At 59.3% G+C, this 15,853-nt stretch carries 16 protein-coding genes and 1 pseudogene; 7 read left to right on the top strand and 10 right to left on the bottom strand.

The features are described 5' to 3' along the window. Positions 1-55 precede the first annotated feature (55 nt). Positions 56-961, bottom strand: a complete 906-nt coding sequence (locus K307_RS05885; protein ID WP_329955798.1) for a LysR substrate-binding domain-containing protein — start codon at positions 959-961, stop codon at positions 56-58. Positions 962-1,490: 529 nt separating this feature from the next. Here K307_RS05885 and K307_RS05880 point away from each other — a divergent pair. After that, a complete protein-coding gene (locus K307_RS05880; protein ID WP_042876927.1) occupies positions 1,491-2,477 on the top strand; it encodes a Gfo/Idh/MocA family protein in 987 nt (328 codons plus the stop codon). A 224-nt stretch (positions 2,478-2,701) separates the two neighbouring features. Next, positions 2,702-2,965 (top strand): annotated as a pseudogene (locus tag K307_RS05875) (DsbA family protein); the annotation flags it as partial. An 8-nt stretch (positions 2,966-2,973) separates the two neighbouring features. Here the strand turns inward: K307_RS05875 and K307_RS05870 are convergent. Next, positions 2,974-3,939, bottom strand: a complete 966-nt coding sequence (locus K307_RS05870) for a LysR family transcriptional regulator (RefSeq protein ID WP_051975023.1) — start codon at positions 3,937-3,939, stop codon at positions 2,974-2,976. A 95-nt stretch (positions 3,940-4,034) separates the two neighbouring features. On the opposite strand from K307_RS05870, the gene K307_RS05865 reads away from it, so the two are divergent. Further along, positions 4,035-4,688, top strand: coding sequence for an oxygen-insensitive NAD(P)H-dependent nitroreductase NfsB (locus K307_RS05865; RefSeq protein ID WP_042876926.1), 654 nt, complete (start codon positions 4,035-4,037; stop codon positions 4,686-4,688). Positions 4,689-4,719: 31 nt separating this feature from the next. On the opposite strand, the gene K307_RS49195 is transcribed toward K307_RS05865, so the two are convergent. The 4 genes from K307_RS49195 to K307_RS05850 all read right to left on the bottom strand — a co-directional run bounded on the left by K307_RS49195 (position 4,720) and on the right by K307_RS05850 (position 8,014). Further along, on the bottom strand, positions 4,720-5,298 hold the full coding sequence (locus tag K307_RS49195; protein ID WP_419187145.1) for a tripartite tricarboxylate transporter substrate-binding protein: 579 nt from the start codon (positions 5,296-5,298) through the stop codon (positions 4,720-4,722). Positions 5,299-5,387: 89 nt separating this feature from the next. Then, positions 5,388-5,621 carry a tripartite tricarboxylate transporter substrate-binding protein gene (locus tag K307_RS49190; RefSeq protein WP_051974688.1) on the bottom strand — a complete coding sequence of 78 codons (234 nt, stop codon included), beginning with the start codon at positions 5,619-5,621 and terminating at the stop codon, positions 5,388-5,390. Positions 5,622-6,150: 529 nt separating this feature from the next. Beyond that, entirely contained in the window at positions 6,151-6,789 is a 639-nt protein-coding gene (locus K307_RS05855) for a glutathione S-transferase family protein (protein ID WP_042876923.1), read from the bottom strand. 100 nt (positions 6,790-6,889) lie between these two features. Next, positions 6,890-8,014, bottom strand: a complete 1,125-nt coding sequence (locus K307_RS05850) for a mandelate racemase/muconate lactonizing enzyme family protein (protein WP_042876921.1) — start codon at positions 8,012-8,014, stop codon at positions 6,890-6,892. 109 nt (positions 8,015-8,123) lie between these two features. Here K307_RS05850 and K307_RS05845 point away from each other — a divergent pair, with 109 nt between their 5' ends. Together K307_RS05845 and K307_RS05840 are read left to right on the top strand one after the other, a co-directional pair. Beyond that, positions 8,124-9,005, top strand: coding sequence for a LysR family transcriptional regulator (locus tag K307_RS05845; protein ID WP_042881444.1), 882 nt, complete (start codon positions 8,124-8,126; stop codon positions 9,003-9,005). 179 nt (positions 9,006-9,184) lie between these two features. Continuing rightward, positions 9,185-10,867, top strand: a complete 1,683-nt coding sequence (locus K307_RS05840) for an FAD-dependent oxidoreductase (RefSeq protein ID WP_051974687.1) — start codon at positions 9,185-9,187, stop codon at positions 10,865-10,867. Between the two features lie 657 nt (positions 10,868-11,524). Here K307_RS05840 and K307_RS05835 read toward each other — a convergent pair. Both K307_RS05835 and K307_RS05830 read right to left on the bottom strand, forming a co-directional pair. Beyond that, positions 11,525-12,064, bottom strand: coding sequence for a carboxymuconolactone decarboxylase family protein (locus K307_RS05835; protein WP_042876920.1), 540 nt, complete (start codon positions 12,062-12,064; stop codon positions 11,525-11,527). A gap of 37 nt (positions 12,065-12,101) precedes the next feature. After that, positions 12,102-12,851 (bottom strand): SDR family NAD(P)-dependent oxidoreductase, encoded by a 750-nt coding sequence (locus tag K307_RS05830; RefSeq protein WP_042876918.1) that lies wholly within the window; start codon positions 12,849-12,851, stop codon positions 12,102-12,104. A gap of 128 nt (positions 12,852-12,979) precedes the next feature. Between K307_RS05830 and K307_RS05825 the strand changes: the two genes are divergently transcribed. Beyond that, positions 12,980-13,912 (top strand): LysR family transcriptional regulator, encoded by a 933-nt coding sequence (locus tag K307_RS05825; RefSeq protein ID WP_042876917.1) that lies wholly within the window; start codon positions 12,980-12,982, stop codon positions 13,910-13,912. 373 nt (positions 13,913-14,285) lie between these two features. On the opposite strand, the gene K307_RS05820 is transcribed toward K307_RS05825, so the two are convergent. Continuing rightward, on the bottom strand, positions 14,286-14,609 hold the full coding sequence (locus tag K307_RS05820; RefSeq protein ID WP_329955797.1) for a calcium-binding protein: 324 nt from the start codon (positions 14,607-14,609) through the stop codon (positions 14,286-14,288). A gap of 117 nt (positions 14,610-14,726) precedes the next feature. Here K307_RS05820 and K307_RS47590 point away from each other — a divergent pair, with 117 nt between their 5' ends. Next, a complete protein-coding gene (locus K307_RS47590) occupies positions 14,727-14,933 on the top strand; it encodes a hypothetical protein (RefSeq protein ID WP_042876913.1) in 207 nt (68 codons plus the stop codon). A gap of 453 nt (positions 14,934-15,386) precedes the next feature. On the opposite strand, the gene K307_RS50585 is transcribed toward K307_RS47590, so the two are convergent. Further along, positions 15,387-15,647 (bottom strand): ProQ/FinO family protein, encoded by a 261-nt coding sequence (locus tag K307_RS50585; RefSeq protein WP_329955796.1) that lies wholly within the window; start codon positions 15,645-15,647, stop codon positions 15,387-15,389. Positions 15,648-15,853 lie beyond the last annotated feature (206 nt).

The following is a 15,853-nucleotide window of genomic DNA, read 5'->3' as shown; positions in this document are numbered from 1 at the left end:
CGATTGGGCGTCCGGAGCGGCTTCGTTCCCGAGCGGGCTCCGGAAATAGCACGGTTTAGGGGTCCAAGCTTCGTTCGGCTTCCGTGGCATGTACGTGCGGTTCGCGCGCAGTCATCAACCAATTACGGAAAGCAAGGATGTGGGGAAGATTTGCCAGATGTGGCGGTACAAAAAGGTGGTAGAACAGTCCTGAACGCAGCGGGCTGTCAAGCGCAAGTTGCAGGGATCCTTCGCGTAACTCGTCCTCGACCAGGAAGCTCGGTACCAATCCAACTCCCATGCCGGCAACCACGGCTTGAATCAGATGAGAGGTCAGTTCGAACTGCGGCCCAAGCCGCATGACCGCGTCGGGTAGACCGTGGGCTTGGAACCATTGTCGCCAAACGAACGGCCGCGCGGTGACTTGCAGTAGCAAATGGCGTGAGAGATCGATAGGCGCGCTAATTGGCTGACTCGCCGCAAGTGCAGGGCTAATTACGGGGAGGAGCCATTCCTCAATCAACGGATAGGACTGAAGTCCAGGCCAATGGCCGTCCCCGACTCCTATGGCCACGTCTATGCCTGCGCGCTCCAGGTCGAACTGTCCGATGCGAGCATGCATGTGAATGAAGATATCGGGGTGCTTCTGGTAAAAGTCCTTAAGCCGCGGCAGCAGCCATTTGCTGGCGAACGTTGGAAGGGCGGCCAAATGGAGAATGCCACCACCTGAGCGGCATGCCATGACCTGCAGCGACGCATTTCGGACGCGCTGAAGCGCGCCGTTCACTTCCCTGGCGTACAACGCACCAGCTTCCGTCAGCTCGATCTGCCTCTGATCCCGACGAAAGAGAGTGACCTCAAGAAGCTCTTCCAGCGCCCTGACTTGGCGGCTGACAGCACTTTGCGTAAGGGAGAGTTCTTCACCGGCACGAGTAAAGCTCAAGTGGCGAGCCGTGGCTTCAAATGCCACCAGTAATGACATGGAGGGAGTCAGTCGGCGGGGGTTCATTCGCGGAATTCATGCAAGAGCGGAGATATTTACGTTTGCGGTAACAGTAGTTCAAGACGAAACTTGATGCAAGCGTGGTAGGGAATTCGGTGCGTGAATGATCCGCGCCGTCCACCAACAAGAGGCGATAAGTACATGAAAGATGGAGACACTGCACTGCAACAATCCAGCGCAATGCGAGGCGCATTCCCTCTCATAGGAAATCGATCTCAAGCGCGGCGCTTCTCGACCTCGAGTGAGTAAGAAGGCTTTGGAACTCCGCCGTTGATTGGTACCTGCCGCTACCGGAGACGGAGTGCCACGCAAAGCAGTGGCGGAGGCTCGTCTTTCTGAAATCGGCAAAGCGGCGGGTTGCGTGGCACTGAGTCATCGCACCGCCTCTGCATGACCGCATTGGCAGTGCCCATCTAGCCGACCTGAGGGTCTGTGCGAACCTCGCTCATCCCCCGTAACTATCCCGGCTGGCATGGGTTGCCGGCGCGCACTTTATTGGAGTTTGATCATGACGTTGAACGCAGCAATTGTGGGGCTTGGCTGGTGGGGAAAACACATACTGAAGCAGATGGCCGAGTCGAAAGACCTGAGGTTTGCGGTCGCGGTAGGCAGCCGGGAGGCACACCGAGCCGTGGCTGACGAGCATGGTGTTGCCTTTACGACTAACTACGAGGCTGCGCTAAGGGATGAGGAAATTCAAGTTGTCGTCCTGACAACGCCTCATAACCTGCACGCCGAGCAGGTACTGCAAGCGGCGGCTCACGGCAAACATGTCTTCTGTGAAAAGCCCTTGGCTCTGACCGTGGCTGATGCGACACGTTGCGTCGTAGCTTGCAGGCGGGCTGGTGTCGGGCTGGGAATCGGCCATGAACGTCGCTTCGAACACGCCATTGCGAAGCTCATGGCACTCGCGAAGTCTGGCGAATTGGGCAAAGTCGTCCACGCCGAGGGAAACTTTAGCCACGACAAGCTGGTTGGAGTGAGCACTGACAGCTGGCGTTTCGCGGACAAACAAATTTCGCCTGTAGCAATGACCGGCACGGGTGTCCATCTGACCGATCTGTTTCTGGGTCTGTTTGGCGAAGCTTCTGAAGCTTATGCGACGTCGCCCCGGGTTGATGGCGCTGATAGCAATACGATCTCACTCCAGCTGCGGTTCGCATCGGGGGCGACAGCGTACATGAACTCGGTCCTGGAGACTCCCCTGTACATGCGCTTTGCCGTGTTTGGATCTGCTGGGTGGGCGGAGGTGCGAAACTTGGCTCACCCGGATGCACGGGGCACAAGCACGTTGGAGGTTAAGATGGCCAACGGCGAACAACGCTTGATCACATTCGATTGGAATGACTCGGTGCGAGACAATCTGGAGGCATTCTCCAGATCCCTTACCGCGGGGGCGCCCTATCCGATTAGGATGGAACAGATGGTAGAGAACGTTGCGGTCTTATCTGCAACCGCGGAGTCGCTGGAGTCTGGGCGGCCGGTGAGCGTGTAGGTTTGCTGTATCGTCGATCGTCGACGACCCTGACAAGATCGGAATGTTCAGAGAGGGAAGGGATAGTTCCCTTCCCCTTTTGCTCTTGGTGCAGGCTATTGAACTTGGATTGAACGTGCGTGGAGCAGTTGCTCTGGCTCAGTTCTTGTTCCCACCGTTGGCAAGTGGAAATTGCATCGCGAGCCTCCACGCGTTCCACTTCATGCTGCACGTAGTCGCGAGAGGCCATTACGCGGGCCCTATGGGTCGAGGAGCGCAACATTGCAGACGTGGACACCCTTGTGCAGGTTGCTATCGCGAACGATCTCGATGGCGCAGCGTTAGTCGAGGCCAGCGAAGCGGAGGCTGTGGAGACAATCTACAGTCGAAACACGCAGGAGGCAATCTCTGCCAATGCCTTTGGTGCTCCCTGGTATGTCTACGACGGGCAACCGTACTGGGGGCAGGACAGGCTCGATTTCCTCGATCGATCGCTTGCTGCAGGCTAGTTCTAGTCCTAGACTGCGATATCCTTCTCGCTGTCTGCGGTCAGTCCCCTTTGAAGGTCTGCCTTGGCTGGCATCCTCGCGCTCAGGGCGGACAAGTAATCGCGCAGTGCGGCATGCAAGTATCTCACCGCCGGCGAGAACTGCTGACGGTGAGGGCACACCAGGTTGAGAGGCGCCAGTTCGCCGGGCTGCTCAGGCAGCAGCAGCTCGAGCCGGCCGTGTTCGACATCGTGGCAGACGTCGATCCATGACTTGTACGCAATACCCCTGCCATCGATTGCCCATTTCCTCGCGATATCCGCATCGTCGCAAATCAATGTGCCTTTGACCGTGATTTGCCTGCGGGCACCCGCAGCGGGGAATATCCATCGGTCGTAGATCCGGCCCCCGCGTGCAAAGGGCAAGCACTGATGAGCGGAAAGATCCTCGAGCGCCGTTGGCCGTCCATGGTGCTGGAGGTACTCTGGCGAGGCAACGAGAACACGTCTGTTATTTTCAGCGAGCGGTAGGGCCACATACGTGGCGTTCTCGTTCATGCCGTAGCGAATCGCGATGTCTATGGGATCGCGGAATACGTCTGCTAGCTGATCGGACAGGGATAGCCTGAGCACGAGTTTAGGGTGCGACTGCCGAAATTCGGTGAGCAACGGAAGCAGGATGTTTCGCCCCAAGTCCGAGGGCGCTGCGATCTTCAAGGTTCCTTGCAGGAGCTGGTGCTCTCCGCGCAGCCGGTCCCGCCCTTGCCTTAGCATTGCGAGCACGTCGTCCGCGTATGGCAGGTATTGTTCGCCCTCCGCAGTCAATCTCAGGCTGCGAGTCGATCTGGCAAAGAGTCTGAATTCGAGCTCGCGCTCTAGACGTCGGATGGCTGCGCTGACTTGTCCGGGAAGCAAGTCGGCCTCCCTGGCCGCATTCGAAAAGCTCCCAAGAGCAGCCGTGCGTACGAAAAGCTGTAGATCGTCAAGCCTGATCATTTTCATTCCAGCAGTAAAAGTCTTATCTCAGTTTCCTGCTTTTTTGAAAGCTCCTTTGCACTGAAGCTTCCATATCTTTCACGCGGGAGTCCGCCATGAATCTTATCGATGCAGTCCATTCACGTCACGCTGTCAAAGCCTATGAAGGCGGGCGAGCTTTGCCCAAACAGGAGGTCGACGCGCTACTCACGCTGCTGCACAACAGCCCATCCTCAGTCAACTCGCAGCCATGGCATTTTGTGATGGCATCGACCTCCGCCGGACGGGAGCGGATAGCAAAGGCGACCACGGGTGCGTACGAGTACAACAATCCTAAGGTGAGAAATGCGTCGCACGTTATCGCGTTGTGCATGCGCGTTGATATGGACGATGCTCACCTGGACGCGCTCCTGGAGCAAGAGAGCATCGACGGCCGGTTCAAGGTGCCTGGCTCCAAGGAGACCCAGGACAGGGGGCGCCGAGCATATATCAACATGCATCGCTATGAGCGTCGCGACGTTCCTCAATGGATGGAGAAGCAGGTCTATCTTGCACTTGGTGGTTTGTTGCTGGGTGCAGCGATCCAGGGAATTGATGCGACGCCGATGGAGGGCTTCGACGCCGCGGCCCTCGACCGGGAGTTGATGCTTCGTGACCGTGGTTTGACGAGTGTCGTGCTCGTGTCCCTAGGATACCGAAGCGAAGCCGACTTCAACGCCGATCTTCCAAAGTCGCGTCTGCCGCAGGACGAGTTGTTTACCTTCATCTAATTCCCAAAAGTGTCCAGCTGCTCCCCCGCGCTCAGCGCCGGGGAGTCCGACCAGCACTCGCCAAGCGTAGATGTGCGCTGCGGGAGGGGGGGGCTGATGCAGACAGTCTTGAGCGCGCGGGTCGCGCATCCATTCCACTTTCTCCTGCATAACAACGAAAAGTCTCCTTTGTGGAGCCTCGGGCGGTGGCCGCAGAATCTGAAGCGGCCTGTGTAAATGCCAGGAGGGCATCCTCGGCACCGAATTCCTCAAGCCGCGCTATCACGTCAGGCATAGAGAGCACCTTGTTGACGTCGCTATTGATACGTCCCACCATTGCTGCTGGCGTTCGTGCTGGACCGACCAACCCGAACCAGATGCTAGCGTTGAAGCCGGGATAACCGGACTCCGCGACGGTTGGCACGTCGGAGAACGCTTTCGGCCGCTTCGATCCGGTCTGCGCAATGGCGCGCAGCTTTCCGCTCTTGACGAAGGGCGAGGTGGTTGTCATACCGTCGAAAGCGAACTCTACCTGTCCGCCGATCAGATCGTTCATTACCGGTGCGGAGCCTCTGTATGGCACATGCAATGCCGAGACTTCTGCGGCCTTCTTGCGACAATCGCCGCCAATGTCTTCGAAGTTTGTGCGACGCTGGAGACAAGCGCTTGGGGAGTCTGACCAACCAGCGCGATGGCTGTGAGGTCGTTCTCCGCGACATACTACAGTTTCGGATGCAACCCTGGTGCGATTCCCAGTGCGTTGATATGACCCATTAGCAGGGTATTGCCATCGGGCGCAGCCTTGGCAACATCGCTGGCCGCGATACGTCCCGCAGCCCCCACTTTGTTGTTCACGAGCACCGGCACGCCCCATAGCCCGCTCAGCTTGTTGGCGACAATACGGGCCAGTACATCCGGACCGCCGCCCGGAGGGAAGCCGGCGACAATGCGCACCGGTCCAGTAGGCAGATTGGCTTCGGATCCAATTGCGGGTAAGGCGTACGCCAGCTGACGATGCGGTAAGGACCGAAAGGAAGCGTCGGCGTTCCATGGTCGCGTCTCCTCTTGTTCTTGATAGCTCTATGGTTAGACTGATTCGCAATTGGACTCTGCACGTGGGCTATCGCCAGAGGAAGTGGTTTCACGCGTCATCAGAACGCGTAAATTGCGTCGACAAGAACATGGGACTCCTTCGGACCAATCCTCTTCGGGGCGGCGAGGTCCCGGTTGGCGGCAGCGGTGGCGTGCAGGAGGGCAGTCGGCAGTGGATGACCCGAGGTAGATGCTTTTCCCGGCAAGACCAGCAGGCAAAGCGGAACAAGGAAGGCGGTGGATCCCTGTACGGGCGCCGTGGCACATGGGCTGCTGTCGCCTCAGTAGAGCGCTCGGCAAACCATTGGCACACACCCAACCGCAAAGCCAATAGTTTGCCCGGTCTTTTGATCAGGCAATACCGGAAGAAGATGTCTTGGAGCGGCAACCTTTACGCGACTGTTTCGTCAAGCCTCGCTGCAAAGCCGCGTTTCACGCCAGGACGAGCCGACAATACGTTGTACCACCGCTTGACGTTTGGGTACCGATCAAGCTCGACCTGGTGGCGCTCATGGCGCCATGCCCAGCCGAGAATCGCGAAATCTGCTATCGACAGCTCCCCGGCGACGAACTCCACTTCCGCTAGCCGGCGGTCCAGTACCCCGTACAGGCGATGCGTCTCGTCCGAGTAACGTTTGAGGCCGTAGCGCCGGTCTACCTCCGACTCGATCGCGCGGAAATGATGGACTTGGCCCGGCATCGGGCCGAACCCACCCATCTGCCACATCAGCCATTCCAGTACAGGAATGCGATCACGCAAGCTGGGTGGGAGGAACTTGCCAGTCTTCTCACCCAGATAGAGCAAGATCGCGCCGGATTCGAAGATGCTGACTGGCTGTCCGCCGGGGCCGTCGGGATCGACTATCGCCGGAATCTTGTTGTTCGGACTGATGCGCAGGAAGTCGGGTTCGAACTGTTCGCCCTTACCGATGTTCACCGTCTTGACGGTGTAGGGCAGTTCCATCTCTTCGAGCGCGACGCTGATTTTCCGTCCGTTCGGCGTGTTCCAGGTATGCAGGGTGATGGTCATGAGGATTCGTGGAGTGTGGCCAAAGCCGAAAGCCCTCGGGGAGCGGCGCAGGCGGCCCGGCCGGCCGTCTGCTGTTCCCGATATTCTAGCGGGGCCATGCTTAGGACACCCTGGTCCACTTGCCGTACTTTGCGACCTCGTTGTCATCAAAGCCGAAACCAAGGCCCGCGGTCTGGTGCAGCTGTATCCGGCCGTCCTTCTGCTCCAGCTGACGATCGAGAAGTCGGCGGAAATTGAGCACCTTGTCGTCCCAGAAGAACTCGACGTAGCGAGCATTGGGAGTGGCTGCCGCCAGCGGGGCATGTACGTCGTGGAACCAATGCGGGCACATCTGGATGCCGTAGCCGGCAGCCATCGCCGCGATGCGCTTCCATTCTGTGATGCCGCCGCAGACAGCAGCGTCCGTCTGCAGGATAGCTGCACCGCCCATGTCCAGCAGTTGCTTATGGTACCAACGGCCATAACCGATCTCCGCGGTGGCCACGGGGATTCTCGTTAGCCTGGCCAAGCGGGCATGGTTCTCAATGTCGTCAGGGCCGAACGGCTCCTCGATGAAGTAGGGCTCGTACTGTTCAATTCGACTCAGGTACTGCATGGCCTGGACCGTGTCGACCCAGCCGTTGTTGCAGTCGAGCATCAGTTCGACCTCTGGGCCGATGGCCTCTCGTGCTGCCTTCACTCGTGATTCTTCGCCTTGCGGGGACCAGCGGCCGGTTTTCATCTTGACGGCCTTGAACCCTTGCGCGACGTAGCTGGCCATTTCCTCACCTAGAATTTCCGGGGTTTTCCCTTCGATGTAGTAGCCGCCGCTAGCGTATGCCGCGACCGAATCTGTTTCGACAGCGCCAAGGTATTTGTGCAGGGGCAGTTTGGCAGTTTTGGCATTCAAATCCCACAGTGCAATGTCCAAGGCACTAAGAGCGCGCATCACCGTCCCCATGCGACCCTGAAGGAGTGCTTCCTGGTACATGTCTTTCCATAGCCCCTCGACGGCCAGCGAGTCCCGTCCCAGGAGCACCGGTGCGAGCAACTGCTCGACGGCGACACGGAAGAGTTCTCCTGCCGCGCTACCGACGTAGCAAAAACCAATGCCTTTGACGCCATCGGTGCTACGGATGTTGACGAGGCCATAGTGCCGGTCAGTCACGGTGCGGTTTGAGAAGGAGGTGACCGTCTCCAGCTTTACGCGGGCTGCGCAGACTTCGATGGATTGAATGGTGGGCATGTTGGCTCCAGTTTGATGGGCAATGGGATGCGGGAGGTAAGACTGTGCACCCATCAGACCCTCGAAAGTAGCGGGCACCTGTTTCTTCAGACCACGTAAAATGCGGGTTATGGATATCCGATTCATACAGAGTTTCCTTGCAGTGGTGGAGCTAGGTTCGATTGCCGAAGCGGCGCGGCAGCTCGATCTCGCACAGACCACGGTGGCTCAGCAGATTCGCGCGTTGGAAAGCGATCTTGGTTCACAGTTGCTCGTGAGGTCGGGCCGTATGGTGAAGCCGACGGTAGCAGGTACCCGAATCGTGGATCGAGCGCGAGACCTTCTGCGCGACGTTAGGGATTTGCGCTCGGCCGCGTCCGATACAGGACTTCCGGCTGGACCACTACGCCTGGGGGCGACACCCACGGCATTGATGGGGCTGCTACCGCCTTTGCTGCGGCATTGGATGGAAGAACATCCCAGCATCTCGATCTTTATCGAACCCGGTACGTCTTCCGTTCTCCTGGGCCGAGTCATGTCCGGGGAACTTGATGCGGCGATTCTTGTGCATCCGGCTTTTGAACTTCCCAAGACGTGTGCCTGGCGCTTGCTTCGCGAGGAACCGCTGATACTCCTGACCCAAAGCGGAATGCACGTCGAAGATGTGCCGGCGACGGCCGGACGTGAGCCTTTCATACGCTATGACCGAAACGTAGTGGCGGGTAGGATGGCCGACGACTACCTCCGCGCGCATGGGGTACGCACCAAGGTACATTTCGAACTGGACGGCATCGAACACATTGCTAGCCTTGTTGCCGAGGGCTTCGGCGTATCTGTGCTTCCAGACTGGCCGTTCATTGGCCAGCAAGATCCTCGACTGCGCCGATGGCGTCTTCCCGAACCTTGTCCATCCCGAGGCGTCGGGATGGTGTGGCTGCGTAGCTCGGTCCGGTCGCAACTGGCCGAGGCGTTTGTTCAGATTAGTAATCTTGGGGGATCGCAGCTGGCGTAGGTTGTGCCGTCAACCGGTCGTCACCGGCAGCCGCCACTGCGCACAGCTGAGGATACAAAAATGCGCTGTGCTCACTATGCTGAGCCATCCTGGCGTTGCTACAGTGGATTCTGATTTGCCCATTCGGCAGAGCCTCTATGAGCTTCGGTCCGGATGGGCTTTCGGCACGGAGTGATGTCATGGATGCATCAGGCAAGGTGGACCGGCCAACCGAGGATGATAGGTGGGCCCAGAGATTCCCGGTTCTCACGGGAGGGCAGATCAGTCGAATTCTCCGTTACGGGATCGTGCAGAGGTTTGCCGGGGGACATGTCCTTTTCCGTCAAGGGGACAGGAACATACCCACATATGTCGTGCTGAACGGCTCGCTAGAAGTCGAGCGCGGCAACGCCATAGATTCCCATAGCCTAGGAAGACGCGGCCCAGGAATGTTCACGGGAGACATCGGCTCGCTTGTGGGGCGTGCCGCTGTTGCGACTGTTCGCGTGGAAACCGAAGCGGAGTTGCTCGTCATCGATCCGGAGGGGATGCGCACGCTGGTGATCTCGGAGGCGGATCTAAGTGAAGTCATCATGCGGGCCTTCATTCTTCGCCGCGTATCTTTCATCGAGGACGAGGCGTCGGGCGGCGTTGTCGTCATCGCGTCGAAGCAGACCGCAGGAGCGCTACGGCTCAGGGAATTCCTGTCCCGGAACAGCTATCCGGCGCTGTATCTGGATCTGGACCAGCAAGCCGAAGCCCGGGCACTCATGGAGCGATTCCGAATCGTCCCGGATGATTTGCCGGCCGTCATTACGCCTAAGTCCGAAGTACTGCGCCGACCTACAATCCGGGCGCTTGCGGACGCCGTCGGGTTAAGTCCAGAACCATTGCAAGGCCGGCGCTTCGACCTGGCTGTCGTCGGCGCAGGGCCCGCTGGCCTGGCGGCCGCGGTCTATGGAGCGTCCGAAGGTCTTCGTTCGGTTGTCTTCGATGCAACCGCTCCTGGAGGGCAAGCTGGAACAAGTTCGAAGATCGAGAATTATTTTGGGTTCCCGACGGGGATATCGGGTAGGGCGCTCGCAGGAAGGGGACTGGCGCAGTCGAGAAAATTCGGGGTGGAGGTGGCGGTGCCCGTGTCGGTTGCTGCGCTGCGGACGGAGGGCAGGGAGTTTGTCCTGGAGATGGACAACGGAGAGTGCGTCCAGGCGCGCGCCGTGATTATTGCTACCGGCGCACGATACAGGAAGCCAGACCTGGCTAACCTCGCAGACTACGAGGGAAGAGGCGTCTACTACAACGCATCGTTCACAGAGGCGACCTACTGCGGAGGCGAGGAAGTCATCGTCGTCGGAGGCGGGAACTCTGCTGGACAAGCGGCAGTGTTCCTGTCCGAGCACGCTCGGCATGTGCATATGCTTGTTCGGTCGCGAGGGCTGGCGGCGAGCATGTCGCACTATCTAATTCAGCGTATCATTGCCTCCCCGAACATTACGCTCCATGTCGAAACGGAGATCAGCGCTCTCCTAGGTCAAGGGCGTTTGGAGGCAGTGCAGTGTAGCGGTGCCCATGGGGTTCTTCGCAGCTTCGATATAGCCCACGTCTTCCTGTTCCTGGGGGCAGATCCTTGCACAGGTTGGCTGGAAAACAGTGTTGCTCTAGACGAAAAGGCGTTTGTCCTTACCGGGTCGCAAGTGCCACAGGAACGCTGGAAGCTTGAGCGGTCCGTTTTTCCGATGGAGGCCAGCCTGCCCGGTGTGTTTGCGGTTGGCGATGTACGAAGTGGCTCGGTCAAGCGGGTTGCCGCCGCAGTTGGCGAGGGCGCCGCCGCAGTTGGCGAGGGCGCCGCCGCAGTGCAAGCGCTTCACCAGTACTTTGCGTAGGATCGAGCTGGGACGCTAGTGTCGTGCGTGAGCGATACCTTTGTATAGGTAGCGGTCCTGCGCTGGCTGGCGTAGCAACGTCCGCGGAGAGCGCGTTTTATCAGTATCTACGGAAGCGGGAGCGGGGTCGGCTGGAGCAGGAGTTTCTTCCATCCGAAGCCGTGGGCGCTCATTTACGTATCTGGCACGGCTACTGAACGCAATGGGTTCCTGCTTGGCCGATTGGGGCGGCAAGCCAGCGAGTCCGCGGTCCGTCAAGAACCCCCACGCAACGCCCATATAGCTGCCGGCGCGCTCTGCAGGAACATGTCGACTTTCTGGCGAATCATGGCATCCCTGTTGGTCGGCACCTTGAGCACGCGGACTCATTTGCGCACGCCGCTATAGAAGATCGGCGCGCGCAGAAACCGTTGCGCGTAAAGTGCTCGGTGTCTTTTTCGACGATCTGCTGTTCGCGCTCCTCGGGTAGCAGCCGCCTGCGCAGGAGGCATCGCAAATTGTTACGGGTGGAAAAGTGTTGCCGCTCTCGTTCCAATAAGAACAACTTGCTGCATTTATGCAGAGGCTTGCCTGGCGTGTGAGGCAACGCTGGCCCCTCCCCTTAGGGAGAGGCCAGGCGCTCTTGATGCTTTGTGGTGCCTCGTTGCTAGGCGTAGCTCAGGCGTGCAGCTTCGGAGCGGCGGGGAAATCCACCGGCACTTGCGTGGTCGCGTGCAGATAGTTGGTCACAGTCTTGTCGCCGATGATGACAATCGCATCGACAAGGTTTGCCTTGTTCCAGCCGGCTGCGAAGAACGCGTCGACGAGCGCCTGGTCGGCGTGGCCACGATTCTGAGCGATATTGCGCGTCAGGCGCGCCAGCGCGTCCAGCTTTGCATCAAAGGTCGCTGCGCCGGCCCGAATCTCCAGGATTTGCTCGTCCGTGAAGCCATGCATTTTGCCGATGGCGGTATGTGCCGCAAGGCAGTATTCGCATTCGTTGACCTGACTGACGACCAGGTTCACGACTTCGCGAGCCTTGCCCGTAACGCTGCTGCTGCCATTTTGGAACGCCAGGTAGTTGCCAAGTGCGTACTCTGAGTGGGCAAGCGTCGCATACAGGTTGGGCACCATACCGAGCGTGCTCTTGAGTTTGTCGAAGATTGCTTGGTTGGCCGGGGAGACTTCTTCGCGGGTCGGTACGTTGATTGCGGTCATGATTGAGCTCTTTTCAGAGTGGGTTGGGGAAACTGGTTTATTGGGCGAGATAGCCGCCATCGACGGCGATCGATTGGCCGGTGAGGTAGCGCGCCTTGTCACTACCCAGGAAAACGATGGTTTGAGCGATTTCGTCGGGCTGGGCTGCCCGGCGCGCTGGGATGGTGTCCAAATAGCCGGACTTGGCACCTTCGTTGTTGCCGGTAAAGCGATCCAGCATGTCCGTTGCGACGGGCCCCGGGGCCACTGCATTCACGCGCACGCCGGCGCTTGCACCTTCGAGCGCAGCGCTCTTCGTAAGGCCTTCCACGGCGTGCTTGCTGGCGACGTAGACCGACGCTCCTGCAATGCCAGCCTGGCCGGCAACGGATGACAGGTTGATAATCGAGCCGCCACCTAGAGCCAGCATCACGCGCATTTCATGCTTGATGGAAAGTAGTGTGCCGAGCACATTGGTGGTGAAGGTCTCCTCATAGTTGAGGGCCGATTGGTCTGTCAGGGGCAAGCTTTCACCTTCGGTGCCTGCATTGTTCACAGCGACGTCGATGCGGCCGAAGCGTTCGACGGTGCGTTCTATGAGATTGCGAACCTCGGCTTCAAAGCGCACGTCAGCACGGACGAACTCAGCCTCGGCGCCGAGCGCGCGCAACTCAGCCGCCAGTTCTTGGCCTGCCTCCTCGCGGCGACCACTCACAACGAGGCGACCGCCATCGCAAGCAAACGCCAGCGCTGTCGCACGGCCGATGCCGGTCAATGCACCAGTGATCAGGATTACCGGCTTGTTCATGTGAGTCTCCATTCAATTTGCGCCGCCGTTTGCGTGCTGCAGCGTTTGCGTGAGACAACTATGGTTGATTCCCGGTCGAAGATTTAGGTGGTGTATGCTCATATAACTAATTCCTAGTGGGAATAAATATGGACAAACTCCAGGCGATGCGTACGTTCGTCCGCGTAGTGGAGGCGGGAAGCTTTTCGGCGGTCGCCCACGAGGCCGACGTTACGCAAGGTGCCATCAGCAAGCAGGTGGCGGCACTCGAGGCCGACCTTGGCGCTAAGTTGCTTACGCGGACGACGCGATCGCTCGCACTCACCGATGAAGGTGAGCGCTACTTCGAGCATGTACGCCGGCTAGTGGAGGAAATTGCAGAGGCGGAAGCCGCGTTGCGCACTGGGGAGCAGCAACTGACCGGATGGCTGCGAGTGGCCGCGTCGGTGGGCTTTGGTCGGCGCAAGCTTATGCCCATCGTGCAGGCATTCTTGGCCGAACACCGCAACGTAAAAATCGACCTTCGGCTGCACGACGGTTTCATCGACCTTGTCGAACTTGGCATCGACGTAGCCGTGCGCATTGGAGAGCTATCTGACAGCAGTCTGGTCGCGAGGCGTGTCGGGACTACCCATCGGATGCTTGTAGCGCATCGCAAGTACCTGCGCAGGTTGCCGGCGGGGCTCAAGCCGCCGCATGCGCCGGAGGATCTCTCGGCTCATAATTGCATCGTTTATACGGAAACCGTGTCTCGCAACGAATGGAGCTTTACCGCCGGCCCGGGTTCGGAGGAACCAGTCGGCACCAGGCGCGTGGTGCGTGTTCAGGGCAATCTGCAGACCAACAGCAGCGAGGTCATGCGAGCATCTTTGCTGGCGGGGATGGGTATCGGTTATTCACCAACCTGGCTGTTCGACGAGGAACTCGCAAGTGGAGAATTGCAGCGTCTGTTGCCTGACTGGGAGGCGGTGCCCATGCCAATTCATCTCGTTAGCCCACAGCAACGCCGCCATTCAGCGAAAGTAAAGACGTTCGCGGACTTTGTGAGCAGACAGTTGGGGACACCCGAGTCATCTACTTGAATCTTGTGACTTGATGCGTTACTCCACAGCATCGCCCTACAAAGCATCCAGGTCGACAAAATCCAGTGCGCCCGGGGGAAAAATCCTGCGGGCGACAACGAGGCCTTGGATGTTTGCCGGGGGGAATTCTTGCCGCAGAACCGTTTGCATCGCTTTGTAGTGTGAACCTGTGGTCAGTACATCATCGACGATGAGAGCTTCGCACCAATTTGTACTGGCTTGGCCTGCAGTACCAAGCGACCGTGCATTTGTCGATCACAGGGAATAACGTATCCGTCAGCAGAACCCATGTTGACCTCGGAATGCTGCTCCGGCAGGTTATTGGCGTTGTGGGGGCGTCGGAGGCTATGGCATCACGGCTGACGCTCTGATGTCAGAACTGATAGCCACGGTCCCGCCAGTACTGCCAATCAGCAATTGCCTGCTGCGTCATCTCGTCGCTCGCCAGTGGCACGAGTTGCGCTAGTGGCACAGCAAGCTTGCGCTTGTTCCATCGTATCCACACGAAGGCTTCAGACTCGCAGACGTCCTCCGGCGCCATTGCGATCACCTGAACCCGGTCGCCGGGGGTGAGCGGCGAGGTTGGCGATCGCTTGCGAACCTCAGCTTCAAACGGGACGGTGAGTTGCTCCTCGAGGTAGTAATACCATGCCATCGACCGCTCCTCTGAACTGTAAGCGTCGACGACTATCTCCATCGTGATTCGGCGTTCACGATCTGGATCGGACTTGGGTCTAGGCATTCTTATTGTGCGAAGGGCGAAGCATACTCAGAGATCGACGACCTTGCGCAGTAGCGCGAAGGAGACACGCCAGTGACCTTCGTTCGGGTCGCACTGAATGGAGGCGGTCTTCTGGTTGAGGCGCACGATGGTGCCGATGCGTTCGCGCAAGTGCTGGTCGGTGAAGCTGACAGTATCGCCGACGAGGAAGTCCGCACGCTGCGCGGCGGTGACGGTGGCGGTGAAGCGTGCGGCCGTTGCTGCGCGGCGGTAGTGGGCTCGGCGAGCACGGTGGCGTAGGGCAAGCTCCAGTGTCGGCCACTGGCGATGTCCTGGACCACAGCCTGCGTCTGACGCAACTCGAGGATGCGCCCTCGGCGCAGCGGCTGAGTGAGGTCGTCGGCGACGTAGCCGACAGTCATGCCAATATGCAGGTGCCTGCGGACCTCGAGGATACGCTTGGGATCGTTGATCATCCGCCCGATAGTCAGATACAGGCGGTACAGGTCGGCACTCGGGGCTAGGCGCAGGGCGTCAAGGACGTCCATGATGCGCAGTTTACCGGTTAGCGCGCCAACGGCAGCAGTTCGTGGACCTGACTGATCGGTTCCCCTCGGCATGGAAGGGTAGAGACGCCGATCAGGATGGGCGTCATTCTCGGATGCGGTCCTCGATCGGTGCGGAAATGCCATTCGCTTGGCGTACTGACGCGCTTTCCGCCTTGCTGAGAGCTCTTGTCCCGATTCAGCTTGGTTACGACTCCTTCGACGGTTTGGATCTCGCCTGTGGCGCACGCCTTGCTTGCAGTTGCTGCGCACGTTTTGCATCCTTCGGTCGGACGTGCCCGGCCTCCTGGCCGGCCAGATCCACCCGCGATGCGCCTTTGATGAGGCAAGCCCAGTAGCGGGTGCCGCGGCACCAGGTCTGGATCGCCTCGCGCAATTCGGCCTCGCTCAGGGAGAGATCCTGCGTGCATGGGACGAGATCCTCGAAGAGGCCGATCTTGAGCGGCACCTTGGGTGCCGGGTTCTTCGGAAAGGCTAGCGGGACGCCGTTGCAGCCTGGCGATCGCGTGGGCCACCGGATCGACCGGCTTTGCCGGATCGGCCGGCGTGGCTTCCCGGGCGCGAGGCGGCTTGGCCCGCTTCGGAGCCTTGGCAACCTTTTCGGCCTTTGCCTGGTCTGCCAGTTGTGCTTTGAGTGCCGCCAGTTGTTCGAAG

The organism is Cupriavidus necator A5-1, from assembly GCF_000744095.1.
Classification (GTDB): domain Bacteria; phylum Pseudomonadota; class Gammaproteobacteria; order Burkholderiales; family Burkholderiaceae; genus Cupriavidus; species Cupriavidus necator_A.
Note: the sequence above shows the minus strand (reverse complement) of the source record. Positions and strands in the feature narration are given on the sequence as shown.

Coding starts and splice junctions, on each gene's coding strand:
- K307_RS05820 (WP_329955797.1), bottom strand. CDS start 14,609: ATGGAGATAGTCGTCGACGCTTACAGTTCAGAGGAGCGGTCGATGGCA.
- K307_RS05865 (WP_042876926.1), top strand. CDS start 4,035: ATGAATCTTATCGATGCAGTCCATTCACGTCACGCTGTCAAAGCCTAT.
- K307_RS05825 (WP_042876917.1), top strand. CDS start 12,980: ATGGACAAACTCCAGGCGATGCGTACGTTCGTCCGCGTAGTGGAGGCG.
- K307_RS05870 (WP_051975023.1), bottom strand. CDS start 3,939: ATGATCAGGCTTGACGATCTACAGCTTTTCGTACGCACGGCTGCTCTT.
- K307_RS05850 (WP_042876921.1), bottom strand. CDS start 8,014: ATGCCCACCATTCAATCCATCGAAGTCTGCGCAGCCCGCGTAAAGCTG.
- K307_RS05885 (WP_329955798.1), bottom strand. CDS start 961: ATGTCATTACTGGTGGCATTTGAAGCCACGGCTCGCCACTTGAGCTTT.
- K307_RS05880 (WP_042876927.1), top strand. CDS start 1,491: ATGACGTTGAACGCAGCAATTGTGGGGCTTGGCTGGTGGGGAAAACAC.
- K307_RS05845 (WP_042881444.1), top strand. CDS start 8,124: ATGGATATCCGATTCATACAGAGTTTCCTTGCAGTGGTGGAGCTAGGT.
- K307_RS05835 (WP_042876920.1), bottom strand. CDS start 12,064: ATGACCGCAATCAACGTACCGACCCGCGAAGAAGTCTCCCCGGCCAAC.
- K307_RS05855 (WP_042876923.1), bottom strand. CDS start 6,789: ATGACCATCACCCTGCATACCTGGAACACGCCGAACGGACGGAAAATC.
- K307_RS05840 (WP_051974687.1), top strand. CDS start 9,185: ATGGATGCATCAGGCAAGGTGGACCGGCCAACCGAGGATGATAGGTGG.
- K307_RS05830 (WP_042876918.1), bottom strand. CDS start 12,851: ATGAACAAGCCGGTAATCCTGATCACTGGTGCATTGACCGGCATCGGC.